The sequence below is a fragment of the Pseudomonas sp. FP2294 genome, from assembly GCF_030687625.1.
Taxonomy (GTDB): domain Bacteria; phylum Pseudomonadota; class Gammaproteobacteria; order Pseudomonadales; family Pseudomonadaceae; genus Aquipseudomonas; species Aquipseudomonas shahriarae.
In genome coordinates this window covers 4740030-4761408 of sequence record NZ_CP117441.1, presented here as the reverse complement: position 1 = coordinate 4761408, position 21379 = coordinate 4740030, and the positions used below count along the sequence as shown (strand labels likewise).

At 61.8% G+C, this 21379-nt stretch carries 18 protein-coding genes; 6 read left to right on the top strand and 12 right to left on the bottom strand.

The features are described from left to right. Position 1: 1 nt before the first annotated feature. The 3 genes from PSH73_RS21315 to PSH73_RS21305 form a co-directional block, all read right to left on the bottom strand. Positions 2–904 carry a chemotaxis protein CheV gene (locus tag PSH73_RS21315; RefSeq protein ID WP_057438202.1) on the bottom strand — a complete coding sequence of 301 codons (903 nt, stop codon included), beginning with the start codon at positions 902–904 and terminating at the stop codon, positions 2–4. A 98-nt stretch (positions 905–1002) separates the two neighbouring features. Continuing rightward, positions 1003–1977 carry a D-glycerate dehydrogenase gene (locus PSH73_RS21310; RefSeq protein WP_057958517.1) on the bottom strand — a complete coding sequence of 325 codons (975 nt, stop codon included), beginning with the start codon at positions 1975–1977 and terminating at the stop codon, positions 1003–1005. 134 nt (positions 1978–2111) lie between these two features. Next, on the bottom strand, positions 2112–3080 hold the full coding sequence (locus PSH73_RS21305; protein WP_057958518.1) for a LysR family transcriptional regulator: 969 nt from the start codon (positions 3078–3080) through the stop codon (positions 2112–2114). Between the two features lie 181 nt (positions 3081–3261). On the opposite strand from PSH73_RS21305, the gene PSH73_RS21300 reads away from it, so the two are divergent. From PSH73_RS21300 to PSH73_RS21285, 4 genes are read left to right on the top strand one after another with little or no spacing between them, the layout of a single operon-like run. Further along, a complete protein-coding gene (locus PSH73_RS21300) occupies positions 3262–4773 on the top strand; it encodes an efflux transporter outer membrane subunit (RefSeq protein WP_120734122.1) in 1512 nt (503 codons plus the stop codon). Between the two features lie 11 nt (positions 4774–4784). Next, a complete protein-coding gene (locus tag PSH73_RS21295) occupies positions 4785–6968 on the top strand; it encodes an FUSC family protein (protein WP_200656922.1) in 2184 nt (727 codons plus the stop codon). Next, positions 6958–7158, top strand: a complete 201-nt coding sequence (locus PSH73_RS21290) for a DUF1656 domain-containing protein (RefSeq protein WP_057438206.1) — start codon at positions 6958–6960, stop codon at positions 7156–7158. The genes PSH73_RS21295 and PSH73_RS21290 overlap by 11 nt, the downstream gene beginning before the upstream one ends. Before the next feature lie 10 nt (positions 7159–7168). Next, positions 7169–8029, top strand: coding sequence for an HlyD family secretion protein (locus PSH73_RS21285; protein ID WP_057438208.1), 861 nt, complete (start codon positions 7169–7171; stop codon positions 8027–8029). 46 nt (positions 8030–8075) lie between these two features. On the opposite strand, the gene PSH73_RS21280 is transcribed toward PSH73_RS21285, so the two are convergent. Then, complete coding sequence (locus PSH73_RS21280) at positions 8076–8480, bottom strand: hypothetical protein (RefSeq protein WP_057438390.1); 405 nt, start codon at positions 8478–8480, stop codon at positions 8076–8078. Continuing rightward, positions 8480–9667: an MFS transporter gene (locus PSH73_RS21275; RefSeq protein WP_057958521.1), complete on the bottom strand. Its 1188-nt coding sequence runs from the start codon at positions 9665–9667 to the stop codon at positions 8480–8482. The genes PSH73_RS21280 and PSH73_RS21275 overlap by 1 nt, the downstream gene beginning before the upstream one ends. A 111-nt stretch (positions 9668–9778) precedes the next feature. On the opposite strand from PSH73_RS21275, the gene PSH73_RS21270 reads away from it, so the two are divergent. Next, entirely contained in the window at positions 9779–10633 is an 855-nt protein-coding gene (locus PSH73_RS21270) for a LysR family transcriptional regulator (RefSeq protein ID WP_186625898.1), read from the top strand. A 41-nt stretch (positions 10634–10674) separates the two neighbouring features. Here the strand turns inward: PSH73_RS21270 and PSH73_RS21265 are convergent, their stop codons facing one another. Continuing rightward, positions 10675–11487, bottom strand: coding sequence for an SDR family oxidoreductase (locus PSH73_RS21265; protein WP_057438210.1), 813 nt, complete (start codon positions 11485–11487; stop codon positions 10675–10677). Between the two features lie 20 nt (positions 11488–11507). Further along, a complete protein-coding gene (locus tag PSH73_RS21260) occupies positions 11508–11972 on the bottom strand; it encodes a multidrug transporter (protein WP_305461326.1) in 465 nt (154 codons plus the stop codon). 203 nt (positions 11973–12175) lie between these two features. Here PSH73_RS21260 and PSH73_RS21255 point away from each other — a divergent pair, with 203 nt between their 5' ends. Then, positions 12176–14956 (top strand): dermonecrotic toxin domain-containing protein, encoded by a 2781-nt coding sequence (locus PSH73_RS21255; protein ID WP_305461324.1) that lies wholly within the window; start codon positions 12176–12178, stop codon positions 14954–14956. Between the two features lie 126 nt (positions 14957–15082). Here the strand turns inward: PSH73_RS21255 and PSH73_RS21250 are convergent, their stop codons facing one another. The 5 genes from PSH73_RS21250 to PSH73_RS21230 all read right to left on the bottom strand — a co-directional run bounded on the left by PSH73_RS21250 (position 15083) and on the right by PSH73_RS21230 (position 21374). Then, a complete protein-coding gene (locus PSH73_RS21250) occupies positions 15083–16534 on the bottom strand; it encodes a mannose-1-phosphate guanylyltransferase/mannose-6-phosphate isomerase (RefSeq protein WP_198818000.1) in 1452 nt (483 codons plus the stop codon). A 147-nt stretch (positions 16535–16681) separates the two neighbouring features. After that, on the bottom strand, positions 16682–17335 hold the full coding sequence (locus PSH73_RS21245) for an alginate O-acetyltransferase AlgF (RefSeq protein ID WP_305461321.1): 654 nt from the start codon (positions 17333–17335) through the stop codon (positions 16682–16684). A gap of 16 nt (positions 17336–17351) precedes the next feature. Continuing rightward, positions 17352–18542 (bottom strand): alginate O-acetyltransferase, encoded by a 1191-nt coding sequence (locus PSH73_RS21240; protein ID WP_057958524.1) that lies wholly within the window; start codon positions 18540–18542, stop codon positions 17352–17354. Between the two features lie 11 nt (positions 18543–18553). After that, positions 18554–20086, bottom strand: a complete 1533-nt coding sequence (locus PSH73_RS21235) for an MBOAT family protein (RefSeq protein WP_057438220.1) — start codon at positions 20084–20086, stop codon at positions 18554–18556. Between the two features lie 187 nt (positions 20087–20273). Further along, positions 20274–21374, bottom strand: coding sequence for a mannuronate-specific alginate lyase (locus tag PSH73_RS21230; RefSeq protein ID WP_120734119.1), 1101 nt, complete (start codon positions 21372–21374; stop codon positions 20274–20276). Between the last annotated feature and the right edge of the window lie 5 nt (positions 21375–21379).

The following is a 21379-nucleotide window of genomic DNA, read 5'->3' as shown; positions in this document are numbered from 1 at the left end:
TTTACAGGCCTTTTTGCGCCACGGTCTGGGCCGCAACCACCAGGCATTTGGTCAGCTCGGGTGACGAGAACTTGGTCAGCACCGAGTCGGCACCGGCCAGGCGGGCTTTTTCGCTGTTCATCGCGCTGTCCAGGGAGGTGTGCAACAGCACGTACAAATCCTGGAAGTCCGGGGTTTCGCGCAGGGTGCGGGTGAGGGCGTAGCCGTCCATTTCCGACATTTCGATGTCAGACACCACCACATTGATCTGCCCGGCGCTGCCTTGCAGTTCCAGCAGCACGTCGATGGCCTCTTTGGCACTGCGAGCGGTGTGGCAGGTCAGGCCGAGGTTGCGCAGGGTGTGCACCGATTGCTGCAGGGCCACCTGGCTGTCGTCCACCACCAGGATGCGCGCATGGCCGAGCACTTCGGCTTCTTCCATGGTCAGGTCGGTCGGTGCCACTTCGATCTGCGCGGGGGCGATGGCGTGGATGACTTTTTCGATGTCCAGCACCTGCACCAGCACCCCGTCGACCTGGGTCACGCCGGTGATAAACGAGCGCGTACCGCCGGAACCAAAGGGCGGCGGACGGATATCGGTGGTCAGGCAATGCACGATCCGGCTCACCGCCTGCACATGCAGGCCCTGCTTGGAGCGGCTGACATCAGTGACGATCAGGCAACCGCCGTCGGGGTCTTGCAGGGGCATTTCGCCCAGCGCCCGGCTGAGGTCGATCACCGACAAGGCCGCGCCACGCAGGGTGGCGATGCCTTTGACGTGCGGGTGGGACTCCGGCAGCTTGGTCAGCGGCGGGCAGGGAATGATTTCGCTGACTTTCAGCAGGTTGATGGCCATCAGCTTGCCGCTGCGCAAGGTAAAGAGCAGAAGCGAGAGTGAATCTGCGCGGGCTTTGGTGGTGGACATAAAAACCTTCTGTGGATCAGCGATAACAATCTATAGCGGGTTATCGACGTTCGCGCCAAAAACTGTAGGGGCTGGCTTGCCAGCTCCTACAATGCCGATCAGCCTTTCCACACCTGCGGGTTCACCAGATCCTGCGGGCGCTGGCCCTGCAGGGCGCTGCGCAGGTTGTCCAGGGCACGGTTGGCCATGGCTTCACGGGTTTCATGGGTGGCCGACCCGATGTGCGGCAAGGTCACTGCATTGCTCAGTTGGAACAGCGGCGACTCGGCCAGGGGCTCGCGCTCATACACATCCAGCCCGGCGCCGCGAATGCGCTGGGTTTGCAGGGCTTCGATCAGTGCCGGCTCGTCCACCACCGGGCCTCGGGAAATATTCACCAGGATTGCGCTGGATTTCATCAGGCCCAACTCGCGATGGCTGATCAGGTGCTGGGTCTTTTCACTCAACGGCACCACCAGGCACACAAAATCCGCCTCGGCCAGCAACTGGTCCAGGCTGCGCATCTGCGCGCCCAGTTCCTGTTCCAGCGTGGTCTTGCGGCTGTTGCCGCTGTAGATAATCGGCATATTGAAGCCCAGGCGCCCACGGCGGGCGATGGCCGCGCCGATATTGCCCATGCCGACGATACCCAGGGTCTTGCCGTGTACATCACAGCCAAACAACGGCGCGCCGACGCTGGCTTTCCACTGCCCGGCCTTGGTCCAGGCGTCCAGCTCGGCCACGCGGCGGGCGCTGCTCATCAGCAGGGCGAAGGCCAGGTCGGCGGTGCTTTCGGTCAGCACATCGGGGGTGTTGGTGAGCATGACCCCGCGTTCGTTGAAGTAGTCCACGTCGTAGTTGTCGTAACCCACGGAGACACTGGACACCACTTCCAGCTTGCTCGCCCCTTCGAGCTGCGCCCGCCCGAGCTTGCGGCCGACGCCGATCAGGCCGTGGGCGTGGGGCAGGGCTTCAGTGAACTGCGCGTTGATATCACCCTGCTTGGGGTTGGGGACGATGACCTCGAAGTCCTGTTGCAGGCGTTCGATCATCGCGGGGGTGACACGGCTGAAGGCGAGGACAGTCTTTTTCATCGCAAGTGAGGCTCATCGACAGGGAAGAATGCCAAGCACGCTAACATTCCTCGCTGCGAATGTCAGGACACCGCTAGACCTCTGTGGGCACAGGGCAAAATGTGGGAGGCTGGCCTGCCTGCGATGACGGCAGGTCAGCTACCCAGCCGCACCCCACCCAAACTGCCACTCAGTTCATACGCAACCAGTTCCGCCTGGTGCGCCGCGAGGATCTCCGGCAGCGAGCCGCGCAGGTATTCCACCCAGGTCTTGATCTTCGCATCCAGGTACTGGCGCGACGGGTAGATGGCGTACAGGTTCAGTTCCTGGGAGCGGTAATTCGGCATCATCCGTACCAGGGTGCCGTTACGCAGGCCTTCGATGGCCGCGTACACCGGCAGCAGGCCGACGCCCATGCCGCTGATGATCGCGGTCTTCATCGCGTCGGCGGAGTTCACCAGGAACGGCGAGCTGTTGATGCTCACGCTTTCCTGGCCGTCCGGGCCGTTGAAGGCCCATTTGTCCAGTTGGATCACCGGGCTGACCAGGCGCAGGCAGGCATGGTTGAGCAGGTCACTGGGCCGCTGCGCGCAGCCGTTGGCTTTGACGTAGGCCGGCGAGGCACAGACGATGCTGTAGGTGATCCCCAGGCGTTGGGAGACAAACCCCGAGTCCGGCAGCTCGCTGGCGAGCACGATGGACACGTCGTAGCCCTCGTCCAGCAGGTCGGGCACGCGGTTGGCCAGGGTCAGGTCGAAGGTCACGTCGGGGTGGGTGCGGCGGTAGCGGGCAATCGCGTCGATCACGAAATGCTGGCCGATGCCGGTCATGGTGTGCACTTTGAGCTGCCCGGCGGGGCGTGCATGGGCGTCGCTGGCTTCGGCCTCGGCTTCCTCGACATAGGCGAGAATTTGCTCACAGCGCAATAAATAGCGCTTGCCGGCCTCGGTCAGGGCGATGCGGCGGGTGGTGCGGTTGAGCAAGCGGGTTTGCAGATGGGCTTCCAGATTGGAGACCGCGCGCGAGACGTTGGCCGTGGTGGTGTCCAGTTGTACGGCGGCGGCGGTGAAGCTGCCGGCCTCGGCGACACAACTGAAGGCGCGCATGTTTTGCAAAGTGTCCATGGGGTGCTCTCAAGGGAGATGGCAAATTGTGACACGAAGTTACGGGGGCGAGTGAGCCCGACCAATGGATTATCGCCTGAACGGTAATAAAGATTCACAGGAATCCCACCTTATCGCCATTCCCCGTGCCCCCTAGAATTGCCGCACCGTCCCCGCAACACCACCTCAGGAATTCGCAGCAGTGCCGCGTCGCATCAGCAGAGAGCTGAAGACTCTCAGTGTTTGGGCTTTATCGTTAGCAATCAGCGGCTGCATCGGAACCGGAGGAATTGCCCCCCAAGGCAAGCACCTCGCCGCCAATACCCTGGCCACCGACGACGCGATCCAGAGCGCCGCCCGGGATGCCCACTGGCCGACCAGCCAGTGGTGGCAGGCCTATGGCGACCCGCAACTCAATCGGTGGATCGACCTCGCCGTACAAGGCAGCCCGAGCATGGCCGAAGCCGCCGCCCGGGTGCGTGAAGCACGGGCCATGGCCGGGTTGGCCGAGTCGGCCGAGGCCGTGCAGATCAACGGGGATGCCACCTTCAAGCGCCACAACTGGCCCAGCGATCAGTTCTACGGCCCCGGCAAGCTGGACAATTCCACCACCTGGGACAACAACGCTGCCCTGGGCCTGAGCTACGCCCTCGACCTGTGGGGCCGCGAGCGCAATGCCAGCGAGCGCGCCGTCGACCTGGCGCATAGGCGTGTCGCCCAGGCACGCCAGGCCCAGTTGGAATTGCAGAACAATGTGGTGCGCGCCTATATCCAGCTGTCGCTGCATTACGCCCAGCGCGATATCGTCGCCGCCACCCTGGCCCAGCAACAGCAGATCCTCGACCTGGCGCAAAAGCGCCTGGATGGCGGGATCGGCACGCACTTTGAAGTCAGCCAGGCCCAGACGCCGTTGCCGGAAACCCATCGGCAACTGGACGCCCTCGACGAAGAGATCGCCCTGACCCGCAACCAACTGGCGGCTTTGGCCGGCAAGGGGCCGGGGGAGGGTGCAACCTTGCAGCGGCCGACCCTGGCCCTCGGTGCGCCGCTGAAATTGCCCTCGGCACTGCCCGCGCAATTGCTCGGCCAGCGCCCGGACGTGGTCGCCAGCCGCTGGCAAGTCGCGGCCCAGGCCCGGGGGATTGACGTGGCCCACGCCGGTTTCTACCCCAACGTCGACCTGGTGGGCAGCCTCGGCTACGTCGCCACCGGCGGCGGCATGCTGGAGTTCCTCACCGGCAAGAAACTCAACTACAGCGTCGGCCCGGCGATCACCCTGCCGATCTTCGACGGTGGCCGCCTGCGTGCGCAATTGGGCGAGGCCAGCGCCGGCTACGACATTGCCGTGGCCCGCTACAACCAGACCCTGGTCAATGCACTCAAGGGCATCAGCGACCAACTGATCCGCCGCGAATCCATGGCCAAGCAGCAAACCTTCGCCGCCGAATCGCTGGCCTCGGCGCAGAAAACCTATGACCTCGCAATGATCGCCTATCAGCGCGGGCTGACCGATTACCTCAATGTGCTCAATGCCCAGACCCTGCTGTTTCGCCAGCAGCAGGTCGAGCAACAGGTCCAGGCCGCGCGCTTGAGCGCCCATGCCGAACTGGTGACAGCCCTGGGCGGTGGCCTGGGTGCTGGCAGCGATGCTCCGACACCCGATAAGACACTCCCGAGCAAGACCCCGGCGGCTTTGGCCGTGTTCGATCACTGATCAGGTTCCCCATGACTCCCTTGCCTGCACCGCTGCGTTGGCTGCATTCCCTGGAATGGCGCCGTGGCTTTTTCGACTGGGCGCGCAGTGATGGCGTGACCTGGGTGTATATCTTCAAAGTACTGATCGCCGCGTTTCTCACCCTGTGGCTGGCCATGCGCCTGGAACTGCCGCAACCGCGTACCGCGATGATCACCGTGTTTATCGTGATGCAACCGCAAAGCGGCCAGGTGTTTGCCAAGAGCTTCTACCGCTTCCTCGGCACCCTGGCGGGGTCGGCGGTGATGGTGTTGTTGATCGCCTTGTTTGCGCAAAACACCGAGCTGTTCCTTGGCGCGCTGGCGATCTGGGTCGGCGTGTGCACGGCCGGTGCCACCCGTAACCGTAACTTTCGCGCGTATGGTTTTGTGCTGGCCGGGTATACGGCGGCGATGGTCGGCCTGCCGGCGCTCGCCCACCCGGACGGCGCCTTTATGGCGGCGGTCTGGCGGGTGCTGGAAATCTCCCTGGGGATTTTGTGTGCGACCCTGGTCAGTGCCGCGATCCTGCCGCAAACCAGCAGCGCGGCCATGCGCAACGCCTTGTACCAGCGTTTCGGCACCTTCGCGCTGTTCGTCACCGATGGCCTGCGCGGGCGCGGCCAGCGTGAAGGTTTTGAAAGCAGCAACGTGCGCTTTATCGCCGAAGCCGTGGGCCTGGAAGGGCTGCGCAGCGTCACCGTATTCGAAGACCCCCATATGCGCCGGCGCAATGGTCGCTTGAGTCGCTTAAACAGTGAGTTCATGGGCATCACCACGCGCTTCAACGCCCTGCACCAGTTGCTCGAACGCCTGCGCAGCGATGCCGCCGACCATGTGGTGGCCGCGATCAAGCCCGGCCTGCAGGACTTGGCCGAACTGCTCGATGGCTTCAGTGGGCGCGCCCTGACCAGCCCCGATGCTGCGCGCCTGGTGAGCCAACTGACGGCCTACAAGGAGAGCCTGCCGGCCAAGGTCCGCAGCCTGCGGGCGATGTTCCAGGAGAGCAGCCCGAGCGATGCCGAGCAGTTGGATTTCCACACTGCCTACGAGCTGCTGTACCGCTTTGTCGATGACCTGCACAACTATGCGCAGACCCATGCTTCCCTGGCCGAGCACAGCCACGCACGGGAGCACTGGGACGAGTCCTACACGCCGAAAACCAACTGGCTGGCCTGTGCCGCGTCGGGAATTCGCGCGTCATTCATTCTGCTGGTGCTGGGCAGTTACTGGGTGGCCACCGCCTGGCCCAGCGGCGCGACCATGACCCTGATCGCGGCAGCCACCGTGGGCCTGTCGGCCGCCACGCCGAACCCCAAGCGCATGGCCTTCCAAATGGCCTGCGGGACGCTGATCGGCGCCGTGGTGGGCTTTGTCGAAATGTTCTTCGTGTTTCCCTGGATCGACGGCTTTCCCTTGCTCTGCGTGATGCTCGCCCCGGTGATCGTGCTCGGTGCGTTCCTCTCGTCGCGCCCGCAATACGCCGGGGTCGGCCTGGGCCTGCTGATCTTTTTCAGTACCGGTTCGGTGCCGGACAACTTGACGATCTACAACCCCTACACCTTTATCAACGACTACATCGCCATGATCATCGGCATGCTGGTGTGCGCCGCGGCGGGGGCGATTATCCTGCCGCCCAACAGCCCTTGGCTGTGGCGCCGCCTGGAGCGCGACCTGCGTGAGCAAGTGGTATATGCCATCAGCGGCAAGCTCAAGGGCCTGGCCTCGGGTTTTGAAAGCCGCACCCGCGACCTGCTGCACCAGGCCTATGGCCTGGCCGCCGGCCAGCCACAGGTGCAACGCAACCTGTTGCGCTGGATGTTTGTGGTGCTTGAAGTCGGTCACGCGATCATTGAGTTGCGCAAGGAACAGGCGATTCTGCCGGTGCACCCGGCGTACGCTCAATCCCAGCCCTGGCGCCAGGCCATCCGGGTCATGGGGCGTTCGCTGGTGCGGCTGTTTTTGCAACCGAGCCAGAGCAACCTGGAGCGCGCCCTGGTGGCGGTCGATCACGCCATCAGCCGCGTGCAGGCCACCGACGAACCCTTCGCCCCGCACTTCGACACCTCGGCCCTGCGCCGGGTGAAAAGCTACCTGCACTTTATCCGCACCTCCCTGCTGGACCCGCAATCGCCCCTGGCTGCCTTCAAGCCTTCCGGAGTCGCCCATGCCTCGTGAAATCGCGTTCCACGGCATCTATATGCCGACCATGACCCTGATGTTTTTTATCGCCGCCGCACTGGCCTGGGCCCTGGATCGCTTCCTGGCGGGCTTTGATTTGTACCGTTTTTTCTGGCACCCGGCGCTGCTGCGCCTGAGCCTGTTCACCTGTCTTTTCGGCGCCATGGCGCTGACTGTCTACCGTTGAGAATGCCCCGATGAAAAAGTTTTTCAGCCTGCTCGCAACCCTGCTGGTTCTGGCCCTGGCGATCTGGATTGGCCGCACCTTGTGGGTCCATTACATGCAGACCCCATGGACTCGCGATGGCCGGGTGCGCGCCGACATCATCAACGTGGCCGCCGACGTCACCGGCGAAGTGGTGGATGTGCCGGTGCGTGACAACCAGTTGGTGAAAAAGGGCGACCTGCTGATGCAGATCGACCCCGAGCACTACCGCATCGCGGTCAAGCAGGCGCAATCTTTGGTCGCCTCACGCAAAGCCACCTGGGAGATGCGCAAGGTCAACGCCCACCGCCGCGCCGACCTCGACGCCCTGGTGATCTCCAAAGAGAACCGCGATGACGCCAGCAACATCGCCGACTCGGCCCTGGCCGACTACCAACATGCCCTGGCGCAACTGGAAGCCGCCGAACTGAACTTGAAACGCACGCAAGTCGTGTCAGCGGTCGACGGCTATGTCACCAACCTCAACGTGCATCGCGGCGACTATGCGCGCATTGGCGAAGCCAAGATGGCCGTAGTCGATATGAACTCGTTCTGGGTCTACGGCTTCTTCGAAGAAACCAAGCTGCCCCATGTGAAAGTCGGTGATAAAGCCGATATGCAGCTGATGAGCGGCGAGACCCTCAAGGGCCATGTGGAAAGTATCTCCCGCGGCATCTACGACCGCGATAACCCCGAGAGCCGCGAACTGATCGCCGACGTGAACCCGACCTTCAACTGGGTACGCCTGGCCCAGCGGGTACCGGTGCGGATCCATATTGATGAAGTGCCGGAGGGGGTGTTGCTGGCGGCGGGGATTACTTGCACGGTGATCGTCAACCAGGCACAAAACTAAACAGAGGGCATCAGGCACGTCGCCTGCCGGCTCCTGCAGGGGAGGGTTATTGGCCCTGGATATAGGTCTCATGCAGGTGCCGCCACAGCAGTGCGCCGCTGGCCTGTTTCTCGAACACCACGGTGGCCCGGCGATCCGTCTGGCTGGCGCTGTGATCAACCTGATGCTCACGGTAGGTCACCGTGGCACCCCGCGCATGGCGGTCGATGCCGGTCAGTTCACTCAAGGTGATTTTCAATCCGGGCCGCATGCCGCCCAGGCGAGTGAACAGGGCCTGGACCCCGGCGGCATTCACCCGTGCGCCGGTGGCGGGGGCGATCATGCTGAACTCGGGGGAGAAGCGCGCCAGCAAGTTCTGCAGGGTGCCTTCGGGGGCTGTGCCGGCAAACCACTGCTCGATCTCGATGTGGGTCTGGATCACTTCTTCAAAAAAGTCGCTGTAATCAATCATCATTGAGTCTCGCTGGCTGGGTGAAGCAGTGCGCGAACCCTGGAGGTATCCAGGCTCAGCGCTGCGAAGAGCGGCAGCAGTGTCAGGGCTGCCGCGATCAAGAAGGTCATGGTGAAGGAATCCGAGGCCGATAGCACGGCGCTGAGTGCCGCTGCGCCGAGGCAAAAGCTCACTTGCCGATTGATATTCCACAGCGCGCTGGCGTGGCCCATGCGTTCGGCAGGAATATCCAGAAAGGCCAGGGTCTGCGCGGTGCTGCTGCACAGGCTGCCACCCAGGCCCATCAGGGCATAGGCGCCCACCAGCAGGGCGGGCTGGGCAGCATTGAGCAGCAGGATGCCGGCGCATTGCAAGGCCATGCCGGCCAGCAGCAATGGCTTGGGCCCGCACCGGCTGAACAACTGCTTGCTCAGGTAGATGGCCAGGGCCGAGGCCAGTGCCCACGGCAGCATCAAGGCCCCGGTGCGTGTCGCGTCGTATCCAAGGCCTCGCAGGTAGAGGATGGCGACCAGGCTGGTGCCGATAAAGACGCCGGGGATAAACAGATACACCAGCATCGCCACTCGCAGCATCGGGTGGCGGATCTGCTTGAACAGACTCCCCAAGGCCAGGGCCGGTCGCGAGGTTGCGGGCACATCGGGTTTTATCCACAGCAGTGCCAGCAGCAGGGTCAGGAGGGCCAATGGCAGGTTGGCATAGAAGATCCAGCGCCACGACACCGTGTCCACCAGCAAGCCGCCCAGCGCCGGGGAGAGTGCTGGCACCAGCAGCGTCACCGACATCACTCGGGCCGTCAGTTGGTGACGCTGCCCAGGGGCAAAGTGTCGGTACGCCAAGGCCTGGCCCACCGGTATCAGCAATCCACCCCCCAAGCCTTGCAACAGCCGCCAGCCGATCAGGGCCTGAATCGACTCGGCCTGGCCTACCAGCACCGATGCCATGCCAAACAGCCCCAGGCTCGCGGCGATCAAGCGCCGCTCGCCCAACACTGCGGCGAGCCAGACGCTCAGCGGAATAATCAGGGTCAGGCCGAGCAGGTATGCGTTGCTGATCCACGCCAATTGCGTGACCGAAGCCTGCAGTTCATGGGCGATATCCGGGTAGGCGACGGTGGCGACAAACATGTTCACCAGGTCCAGGGCGAAGCCCAGTAAAAAGATCCAGGCGACTTTCGAGCGGTAGGTCATAGGGGCGATCCAGCGTTTGAGGCTGGCAGGGTAGGCCGGTTGCAGAGCTTGGGATACACGGGTTTGCCTGTTAGTTTGTCAAAAATATTTTGACAAAGGGGGGCTGTGGCCATGGTCAGTCTGGACCGATTCGACACTTTCAAAGCCGTGGTCGAGGCCGGCTCGCTGACGGCCGCCGCCGATCTGCTGGGCCAGACCCGCGCGGTGGTCAGCTTCAATCTCAAACGTCTGGAAGCCGAACTGGGCGTCACCCTGCTCACCCGCAGTACCCGCCAACTGGCGCTCACCGATGCCGGCGAACGTTTCTACCTGCGCTGTACACGCATGCTCGAAGAAGCACGGCTGGCAGTGGAAGAGGCCCGTTCTGAGCACGCCCAGCTCAAAGGCACCCTGCGCATCACCACGACTGTTGAATATGCGTTGGCGGTGGTCGCGCCGGCCGTGGAAGGTTTTCGCCGCCTGCACCCGGACCTCAACATCCACTTATCCACATCCTCGACCCATGCCGACCTGATCTCCGAGCGGTTTGACGTGGCGATCCGGCTGGGGCGCCTGGTGGACTCCAATCATCGTGCGGTGCAGTTATCCACCTATCAGGTATTTGCCGTTGCGGCGCCTGGTTTGGGTAGTGCCCATACGTTGGATGAACTAGAACGACTGCCCAAGCTGGGGCATGGCCGCCTGACTGAGTTGAGCGTGACCGACCCGGCAGGTGGCGAACATCACTATCGCTCTGGCCCCAGTGCGCTGGTGGTCGACAGTGCCGCCGTGCTGCAAGCATTTGCCGTGCGCGGGCATGGCGTGGCGGTCCTGCCGCAGTGGCTGGTGCAGGAGGACCTGGACGCGGGGCGGCTGGTACGCCTGTTGCCGGATCATCGTTTCGCGCCTCAGGGGGTGTATGCGCTGTATCCGGACACGCGGCATTTACCGCTGAAGGTGCGGGCGTTTATTGACTTCATGAAATAGCGAAGACCCCGTGCAGAGGGCAAGTCCGCTCGCCACGGTGATCAAAGTGCTCCACCCAGCCCAAATCGCTTCTTCAACACCGTCTCCAACAACCCCTTGGGCAGCAGCGCCGCCATCAACGGCAACGCCCGGCTGCCATTCCCCGAACGCAGCAGGCGCGGTGGTTCACTCTGTTGCACGGCCTTGAGCACATCCGCCGCAAAGGTGCTGGCCGGGGTCGGTTTGTCCTGGGAGGCCTGGGAGCGGGCACGGATGCTTTCGCGCAGTGGCCACCACGGCGATTGTTCATTGATCAGCAATTCGGCCTGGGTGCCGGCGTTCTTGGCAAAGTGGGTATTGATCGCCCCCGGCTGCACTTCCATGACTCGCACGCCAAACGGTGCGAGTTCCATGCGCAAGGCATCGCTCAAGGCATGCACGGCGGCCTTGGAGGCGCAGTAGGCGCCGGCAAACGGCGTGACCAGCACCCCGGAAACGCTGCCGATATTCACCACCAGCCCTTTGCGCGCGCGCAGGGCGGGGAACAGCGCCTGGGTCACGCCGACGATGGCGAACACGTTGGTCTCGAACTGGCGCTGCAGGGCCTCGGTGCCACCATCGAGCAGCGGGCCCATGGCGCCGTAGCCGGCGTTGTTGATCAACACATCCAGCTCGCCCACCTGTCCGGCCAATTGCGCCAGGGCCGCGCCATCGTTGACGTCCAGTTGCACGGCCTTGAAACCGGCAGATGCGAGGGCCGCGACGTCTTCGGGACGGCGGGCGCTGGCCCATACGTCATAGCCGGCGACTTTGAAGGCATCGGCCAGGGCACGGCCGATGCCGCTGGAGCAACCGGTGATAAGCACGTTAGGCATGGGGCAATCCTTGGTAGTGGTTAGTCGGAGAAGCTGCCTTGCAGGTGTTCGGCGCGAAACTCCAGGGTTTGCGGGCGGTAGCCGGGGCGCAGGGGCGGCACCGGCAGACAGTCTTCCCAGGTGGCGCCGGCCTGCAGTTCGCCGGGGCCGCGATAACGCGGGGCAGCATAGACGTTGTCCGCCAGGTTCACCGTATCGCCTGGTGCGTAGGCGGCGACGCGCCAGCGCAGTTCGGTCAGGGGGACGTCGTTGCCGTTGTTGAGCTTGAGCTGCAAGGGGCGGTCGGCGGGGCACTGATCGGGGGCATAGTGGATGCGCAGTTCCAGGCGCGCCAGTTGCGAGGCTTCGCGGTTGTCCAGCCAGACCACCCATATCGCCACGAAGCCCAAACCCACTGCTGCGGCGAGGGAAACCGGCAATGCCTTGGCCGGGTAGCGCAGGAGTAGGACCAGCCAGGTGATGATGAGCAGAACGCCGAATAACATGGGGACAGCCTCGTGGGTGGATGAACCATCGTACCGTTGACAGCATGCGGTTGCCTATCGGGTTGCGGTCACCCCCGAACGGACACTCCACGTAACCTTCGCGCTGGAATCAAGGGGGGTGTTCGCTTCACACACCTATATACAGCCACAGACTGACGGTCGTTGTTCTGTGAGCTTTTTTTATACGTGCCGAGAACAACGCCATGACCTTATCCGTACAAAATTTTGCTGTTCCAGCCTACCGCTCCTTCGCTTCTGACGATGAGAGCAGCCCAATGAAGTCGGCCTCCAATCCCCAAGCCACCACCGTCGCCGGCAACAGTGCCCTGGACAACCGTAACGCGCTGATACTGACCCTGGCAGGCTTGGAGCAAGGCCTTGCAACGGGCCGTATATCCAATGAGCATATTCTCCCGGCCTTGCAAGCCGCCAAAATACAATTGGCTCCCGATGCGCAACACCCAGGCCCGACCATGGAAGTCAGCCTTGCGCAATACATCACCGCCAATGGCTGGAGCATTCCGCAAAACCGAGAGGGGCTCATCCAACTCAGGCAGACTGTGTCTGCCCTGGCACCGACAAGTCCCTCGAATGCCTACGCAGTCATTACCGAGCGAGCCGCCAAGGCCAATGTCGAAAAAACCAAATTCAAAAAGATTGTGTTGGACACGGCCGTGGCGTTTCCAGATGTGCGCAAAGAAGCCAAAAAGCGTGCAGAAGAAATTGTGTTCGGGTTGACCGGAATCCATGTAGACGCCGACAAGACTTATTTGAATCGTTTTAACAGTTCGCAATCAGGGCAAACCGCTACCGGTTGGGAACACATGAAGGAAGAACCCACGTCATCCATCAGTTTGACTGACGCCGTGTTGAAGAACTTTTCCGAGTACGACGGGATTCCCGGCACTCTGGACTCGGAAGCGGGCTTGTATAAAGACGGCCCCGGACAAAGCGCCAAAGCAGGCTATGGCGCCCACAACGAAATCCCCCTGGCGCCTTCGGCCTTTATGAAGGCCCTTTGGAAATCCGACTTCCAGACGACCATGTCGGCAAAAATCGACAGCTTCTGGAAAGACCACGCCGATGGCTACCGCACAGTCCAGAAAGGCATATTCATCTATAGGGCAGGCGAGCAACTCAAGGCCCAGGAGGCGAAGTTACCGGCCGAACGTGCGCTGCAGCCGCCCGAGCATCAGCTCACCAGGAGTGACTATAGACGGCTGATGAAGGCGGTTACCGGTGCAGAAATAGCCGAAGACCAGCCCATGACCGTGGAGAAACTGCAGGCAACCTCCCCGGTAACCGGCGATGTCCAGGTTCATGCATTTGATATCAATGGCTTTCAGTCCAGTGATATTTTGCGTTTTACCCTGCCCGCAGAGGGGCTCCAGAAGGATGCCAGCGGGCGCCTGGACGGCGTGCAAATTCTCTATATTCCTGACGCCAAGCCAGCCTTTCTGAAATTCGCCTCACTGGAAAAAATGGATCAATGGGTCAGCGATCAAGGCAAGACGCCCCAGACGCGCAAAGCCCTGGAGTCGCACTTCTCGTTGGCTGATCGGCAGAACAGTGAGTCCGGTGGTTTTGGGACCGCATTCTTTAATGCAATCGTGCCGCTGGGTTCCCTGATCTCTGAGATACGGCCAAAAAACGGCGTCGATTCATCCCTGGAATACCTCAGTACGGATAGCGTCAGCAGCCAGGAGGGCAACGTCATTGACCGCAGCAATATCGCGATCAAGGGCGATGTGTTCAGTCACATGGCGGACAGTGGCCAGCAGCGTATGAGGAACGACGCAGACACCGCGATCAAATCCAACAGCGAGGTCACCCGTGACACCTGGCTCAACGACATTTCGGTCGGCGCAGAACTGCTGGTCAAACTGGCCCCGCTGGCTGCTCCGGTCGCCGCCGCTGCCGTCATCACAAGTCTCACGGAAGTGGTATTGGGCACCGAAAAAGAGATTTCGGGCGACACCCAGGCTGAACGTCATGACGGGGCGTCGAAGTCATTCGATGGCATGATCAACACCTTGTTCTCCTCTGCCGGTCTCAGCTCAAATGCCGCGGATCCCTTTGCGCTGCCCAAAGAAGAACCGCTAGCCCCTGAGCCCTCCGTGGAGTCCGCGTCCGAACCGGCGCCTGACTCTCCAGGCGTTGATGCCGATGTGCCCAATCGCCTGCAACCGTCACAAACGGACAACATCAGCGCCTACGCCATTGCCGATGGCGAATCATTACTGGCCAAGAGCACAGTCAATGCTAGAGGGATTTATCAGTACAAGAACGAGGCGGGGCTAGATCGTTGGTTTATCCGTTACACCGATCAGTCCGGTATCGCCAAGACGTATGAGATTAAAGGTGATTTCAAACTCAGTGACGGCTATGTCCAGATTATTGATCCCCAGACCGGTAAACCCGTACTGACCGTTGAAACAGGTGCCGATAACCAATGGCGCGCGAGCAAGATGCTCGGGGGCAATAGAAAAGGCAAGGGGGTCAACGCTGCCCGCGAGCAGCCTGCCGGGCAAGGCCCGCTGGCATCAAGCTCAGCAACCAATCAACCCTTGGCCAATCATCAGGATTGGCAGTCGATAGTGGATTCGGGCACTTACAACGGCAAGCCGGTTTACATTCACTACACCAGCAAGGCCGGCGCAGAAGCGATCGCTCGCGAGCGAAGCATCAATGATCTGGCGCGTGGTGAAAGGCGTGCGGGTTCAAAGGGCGGTGTGTACGTTAACCCCCCAGGCCAGCAATTTAACAGCGAGAACGTTGAGAACCTGTTGTTTTTAGGGAATGAACGCTATGTGGGCAGTGGCGACTATATGGTGATCTTCAGCTCTGACCAGGTGCCCACGGATTTAGGCCCGGTCACGGCCGGCAGCCAGTTCGTCGAGCTCAAGATGGCCAAAGAAATCAAGCTGACGCCGTCGAACTTTCTGTATTTGGGGCCGAACAATTTCAAGGACTATTTCGAGTGAAGGGAACAACGCTGAGTGGGTGATCGCTGCCAATCTGCAAAGTGGCCCGATCAGAAAAAGCCCCCGCCCAGCCCATTGCGGATAGGGGACGCAACGGGCTGGGCGAGGGCTTTTTGTTTTGCGGTGTTACTGCGCGATGGTTTTCACTGACACACCACGCTCGACGGGAGTCGAGCGCCCGTAGATATCTTCAAACCGCTCGATATCGTCTTCGCCCAGGTAGCTGCCCGATTGCACTTCGATGATCTCCAACGGGATCTTGCCCGGGTTGCGCAGGCGGTGCACCGAGGCAATCGGGATGTAGGTGGACTGGTTCTCGCAGAGCAGGAACACATTCTCGTCGCACGTCACTTCGGCGGTGCCGCTGACCACGATCCAGTGTTCGGCGCGGTGGTGGTGCATCTGCAGCGACAGGCACGCGCCCGGCTTGACCGAGATGTGCTTGACCTGGAAACGCCCGCCCATGTCCACCGAGTCGTAGGAGCCCCACGGACGGTAGACCTCGCAGTGGTTCTGGGTCTCGCTGCGCCCCTGTTCGTTCAGGGTGTTGACCATCTGCTTGACGCCCTGGACCTTGTCCTTGTGGGCAATCATCATCGCGTCCTTGGTTTCCACGACCACGATGTTTTCCAGGCCGATCACCGACACCAGCTTGCCGTTGCCGTGGATCATGCAGTTCTTGCTGTCCTGGATCACCACGTCACCCTTGGTCACGTTGCCGTTGGCGTCTTTGTCATTGACCGCCCACAACGAGGCCCAGCAACCCACGTCGCTCCAGCCGGCACTCAGCGGCACCACGCAGGCGCGCTGGGTTTTTTCCATCACCGCGTAGTCGATGGAATTGTCCGGGCAGCAGGCGAACGTGGCTTCGTCGAAGGTCACGGTGTCGGTGGTGTGTTCGCTGCGTTCCAGGGTCAGCACGCAGGTGTCGTAGATGTCCGGGTCGTGCTTTTTCAGCTCTTCGAGGAAGCGGCTGGCGCGGAACAGGAACATCCCGCTGTTCCAGAAATAACCGCCGCTTTTGACGAACTCGACGGCGCGTTTTTCATCCGGCTTCTCGACGAACTGCTGCACCCGGCTGACACCTTCGGGCAGCAGCGAATCGTTGGTGGACTTGATATAGCCGTAGCCGGTTTCCGGACGGGTGGCCGGTACACCGAACAACACCATCTCGCCACGCTCGGCCGCCACGGTGGCCAGGGCCAGGGCGCGTTGCAGGGCTTTCTGGTCATCCAGCACATGGTCGGCTGGCAAGACCAGCATCAGTTCATCGCGGCCTTCATTGACCAGCATCATCGCGGTCAGGGCCACGGCCGGCGCGGTGTTGCGGCCAAACGGTTCCATCAGGATGCGCTGGCTGTCGAGCTTGCGAGTGCTCAGTTGCTCATTGACGATAAAACGGTGGTCTTTGTTGCAGACGATGATCGGTGCGTCCATGCCTTCGAACACCAGGCGCTCGAGGGTTTGCTGGAACAGCGTGTGCTCGCCGGTCAGGGCCAGGAACTGTTTAGGAAACTGTTTACGGGAAAGCGGCCAAAGACGTGAGCCGCTACCACCGGAAAGGATTACTGGGATCATGTGTTTCTCCTTGAATCGATTTGGGTCAGAGCTACGAAGGTTTGTCGTTTCACTCTTGTTTTTGTCTCGGTCCTGAGTCGACACGCGGACAGTGTGGGAGCAGGCAAACCAGCTCCCACAAGGGGGCGTCTCAACTCAGGGAAATCATCAACGGGTCGACACGGGGCGCTTGACCCACACTGGCGACAGGTTGCTGCCGGAGCCGGTGACATACAGCACCGCCGCCTCACCACGTTCCAGGGCCACCGGCTTCACATCGCCAACCTTCTTGTCACCGTCGTACAGCGCCAGGCTGACCTTCACCGGGTTGATCTCGCGCTCGCCACGGCCCTTGGCGGCCACGGCCTTGACCACATCGGTCTTGCCGTCGGCGGTTTTCAGGGTCAGGGCCTTGTCGCTGAGGTTCTGCACGCGCACCAGGGATTTCTGCTTGTTCTTGAACGGCGGTTCTTCGATCAGTTGCGGCTGGCCGCTGGCGCTGTTGACCAGGGTGTAATAGTGATCGGCGGCCAGTTTGACCGTGACGTTCTGGCTACCGACCTTGGCGCTGTAGTCGCCGCCCGGCAGGAAGCTGAAGTCACTGCTGGCCAGCGGTGCCACATCGCTCAACGCCGTGTTGCCGACGCTGGCGCTGACTTCCTGGTTGCTGGCGTTGAACAGGCGCACGAAGCTCGAGCCTTTCGGTGCGACGGGGCTATAGAGGGCGGCGTCGCCTGCGAACGCGGACATGGATACGAAGCTCATGCCGGCGGCCAGGGCCAGAGTCTTGGCGAGACGACGCGGAGTAGTAGTGAAAGTCATGTGAGTTACCTCTCTTTCAGTTTTGCGCCCGGTCGGGCGTCTCGGATTTTTCGGTTTTAACTGGGGTGTTGCTTGCCATGTTCTGTTGGCGCGTACCGGCTTGTTTGAGCTGCGCGACCCACTCGGGGTCGGCCTCGCCGATTTCGTTGTTCACCGGCAGATAGCGTTCCGGAAACTCCCAGATCAGCACTTGCGGCGGGCTGTTCTTGAAGTCATCGCTTTTCAGGTAGCTGAGCATCGGCAGGATCGGGCCGTGGCCGTCTTCGGAGTAGTTCACCACTTCGCTGCCCAGGGCTTGCTTCAGGGCGCCGACGAAGTTCCAGTTGGGGTTGGCGCTGTAGCTGGTGCCCACCAGGGCCACCGGCATCTCGCTGTCGGCAAACAGCGCGTCGTCGCCTGCGGCCTGGGCCTGCACTGCGTGGGTCACGCGTTTTTGCAGGGGCTCCTTGGGCGGCATCAGGTTTTCGAACAATGGGTCCAGGGGCAGGAACAGGCGCAAGTCACCGCTGTGGGGGGCGATGCCCTCGGCGTCGGTGACAAAGCGCTGGGGCTCGCCGCTGAGCAGGGTCTTGGCGTTGATGGTCCTGGCCAGCTGCTTGGCGGCGACTTCGGCGCCATCCGGGGTCCAGTGGGTGTCGGTGCGCAGGAACACCTGCTGGCCGTGGAGCTTGGCCTGTTGCAGCGGGCCCAGCAGGTCGGGGGCGAGGATCTTGTCAGCGGCAACCCGCGCATGGAAGTCCTGATAAAGCCCGGCATGAATGCTCGCCGGTTGCACTTCACCCAGATGCTCCGGGTACAGGCGCACCTTGGCCGGGACAATCGCCATCACCAACTGCACGCCCTTGGCCTTGAGGGTCTGGCGCACGCCTTCGACCAGGGCGTAGTTGTCTTGCAGGTTCTGCTCTTCGTTGACGGCGGGGTTGAACTCCTCGTCGCTGTACAACCAGTGATCGCGACCCAGCACCACGCCGGGACGGCCTTCGTTGAACAGCTTGTAGTCCAGGGCGGCCCAGAGGTTGGTGCCCAGGCGCTTGATCGGGAACTCGTCGTCGTAATGGGTCTCGACGGCCTTGGCCCAGCGCCCGTTGAGCACGGTGGCCTCGGCGTTGGTATTGAAACCGAAGAAACTGCGCACCGACCACGCGCCCAGGGCCATAAGCAGGGCCATGAACAGCGCGGCGTAGAGGATGCGGAATGAACGGGTCATGGTCGGCTCCCTCAGAACTGGAAGTAAAGGAACGGCGAGAAGCTTTGCGCCGAGAGTTTCAGAATCGAAGCCACAAACAGCAGCAGGATCACCGCGCGCATGGCATAGCGGGGCCAGTCGGCGGTCCAGTAGGCCGGTTGCACGGCGGCGTTGCTGCCGACGCTGAAACCGGGCTCCTGGATGCTGCCGGGGGTGTCGCCAGGCACTGCCTTGATCAGGCTCGGATCAGCCGGCTTGGCCTTGTCGGCCGGGCGATTGTTGTAGAAGTCGCGCAGGCCGAAGAACGCCAGCGTGGCGTAGGCCACCACCATGGTTGCCACTTGCAGGCCCGTCAGGTTGGCGCGGTTGAGTTCCGACAGCGACCACTCGCCAAAGCTGAACATCGCGCCGTACATGCGCCCGGCGACGTGCAGGTTTTCGGCACGGAAGATCACCCAGCCCATCACCACCAGCAGGAAGGTGAAGGCCCAGCGCACCGGGTTGAAGCTACGTGGCGAGGTGTTGAGGCCGATGGCTTTTTCAATCGCCAGCCACATGCCGTGCCAGGCGCCCCAGACGATGTAGGTGATGTTCGCGCCGTGCCACAGGCCACCGAGCAGCATGGTCAGGAACAGGTTGCGATAAGTGGTCAGCGTGCCTTTGCGGTTGCCGCCCAGGGTGATGTACAGGTAGTCACGCAGCCAGGTGGACAGGCTGATATGCCAGCGCCGCCAGAACTCGGTGATCGACTGGCTGATATACGGCTGCTTGAAGTTTTCCATAAAGCGGAAGCCCATCATCAAGCCCAGACCGATCGCCATGTCGCTGTAGCCGGAGAAGTCGAAATACAGCTGCGCGGTATACGCCAGCGCGCCGAGCCAGGCGTCGCCGGTGGTGGGGTTTTGCAGGGCAAAGCAATGGTCGGCCACCACCGCCAGGGTGTCGGCGATAAACACCTTCTTGATAAAGCCCTGCATGAACCGCGTGCAGCCCTCGGAGAATTTATCCAGGGTGTGGGTGCGGTTGTTGAACTGGTCGGCCAGGTCGCGAAAGCGCAGCACCGGGCCGGCAATCAAGTGCGGGAAGATCGCCACGAACGCCGCAAAGTCGATGAGGTTGCGGGTGGCCGGGGTGTCGCCGCGGTACACGTCGATGATGTAGCTGATGGACTCGAAGATGTAGAACGAGATCCCGATCGGCAACAGCACGTGGGTCAGGATAAACGGCTCCAGTCCCGCCGACTTCATCATCAGGTTGATGCTGTCGACGCCGAAGTTGGCGTACTTGAAGTAGCCGAGGATGCACAGGTCGACCGCCACGCCGAGCAGCAGCCAGCGCTGGGCCGGCTTGGTGCGCACGCCTGCGGCACCGACCTTGAGGCCGATCCAGTAGTTCCACAGGGTCACGGCGGCGAACAGCGCCAGGAAGTCCACTCGCCACCAGGCGTAGAACACATAACTGGCAATCAGCAGCAGCAGATTGCGATAGCGTTGCCCGCTCAAATAGTACAAGCCGAGAAAGATCGGCAAGAACAGAAACAGGAACACATTGGACGAGAAAACCATCCCGATCTCTCCATGTTTAACCAACAGTCAAGGGCCAACGGCCCCCCCAAACCCCCCACGAAAACCGGGGAGGGCGATCGTTCCCACGCTCTGCGTGGGAATGCCTCTTGTGACGCTCTGCGTCACGCTGTGGGACGCAGAGCGTCCCGTGCTGCATTCCCACGCGGAGCGTGGGAACGATCAGCGGCTAACTGCCTTTTTCATGTGCCGGGTCGTAGACCTTGGTCAGGTCGCCACCCAGGCGGAAGGTCTTGAACGGCTGCATCTCGTGCTTGCGCTCCAGTACCTCCGGGGCGCAGGTGTAGAGGGTGCAGAAGGGCTCCAGCCAGGCGAATTTCGAGTCCTGCTCCAGATCCTGCATGTCCTGCTCTTTGCCGTTCTTCTGCTCGAAGAGTTCCGGATCCTTGACCCCGGCCAGCACCTTGTCGCCCAGGCGCTTGAGTGCGCCGTTGTTTTCCGGGCGTACATCCACGCCATTGACCAGGGCGAAACTGGCGATCATCGCCAGCGGTGGCAGCGCATAGTTGTGGTAGGCCAAGGCCCGTTGCTGGCGCTTGAGTTCGTTGGGCAGGTAGCCCTGGGCGTCGACCTGATTGGCACCGACCTTGTATTCCTTCACCGCCCAATCGAACAGGTCGCGACGGTTGGTGGCGACGGATGTGGCCATCACCGACCAGGCGGCCCAGTACGAATGGTTGTTGGTTTTTTCCAGGGGCAGGTTGTCCCAGTCGCTGACCACTTGCTCGGCCAGTTTGTTGAACCAGGCTTCGATCAACTGCGATTCCTGTGGGTGCCTGGCCAGCGGTTGCGACTCGGAGAACTTCAGGCGCACATAGGCCGACGCCATGCTGCCCAACGCCCATTTGCGCATCGACTTGCCGGTGTGGTTGAAGTCCTTGGACATCAACGCATCGGCCTTGGCCCAGCTCACCAGCCAGTTCAGCGTGCACTGCAATTGCTCCGGGCGACCGTCGCGCATGAACTGCATCACCCGCTTGCTGGTGTCTTTTTCCAGTTTGGTGATGTCGGCGGTGCTGTCGCGAAAGGCTTTTTCCGACTGCACATTCAGGGTCGAACGGGCTTTGTCGGAGCCTTCGTATTTGCTGCGAAACTGCAGCGAGCCGGTGTAGGGCGTCGGCATGGCGTCGCAGTCATTCTTGAAGTCGCCGGTCTTGAACGCTTCAATCGGCGCGAAGTAGCCCTGGGGCGGACGCAGCGGCGCGGCGGCGTTGGCGTGGCCGGCAAATATCGCCAGGCCGAGCAACGTTGGAATCAATAACTTCTGCATAGGTA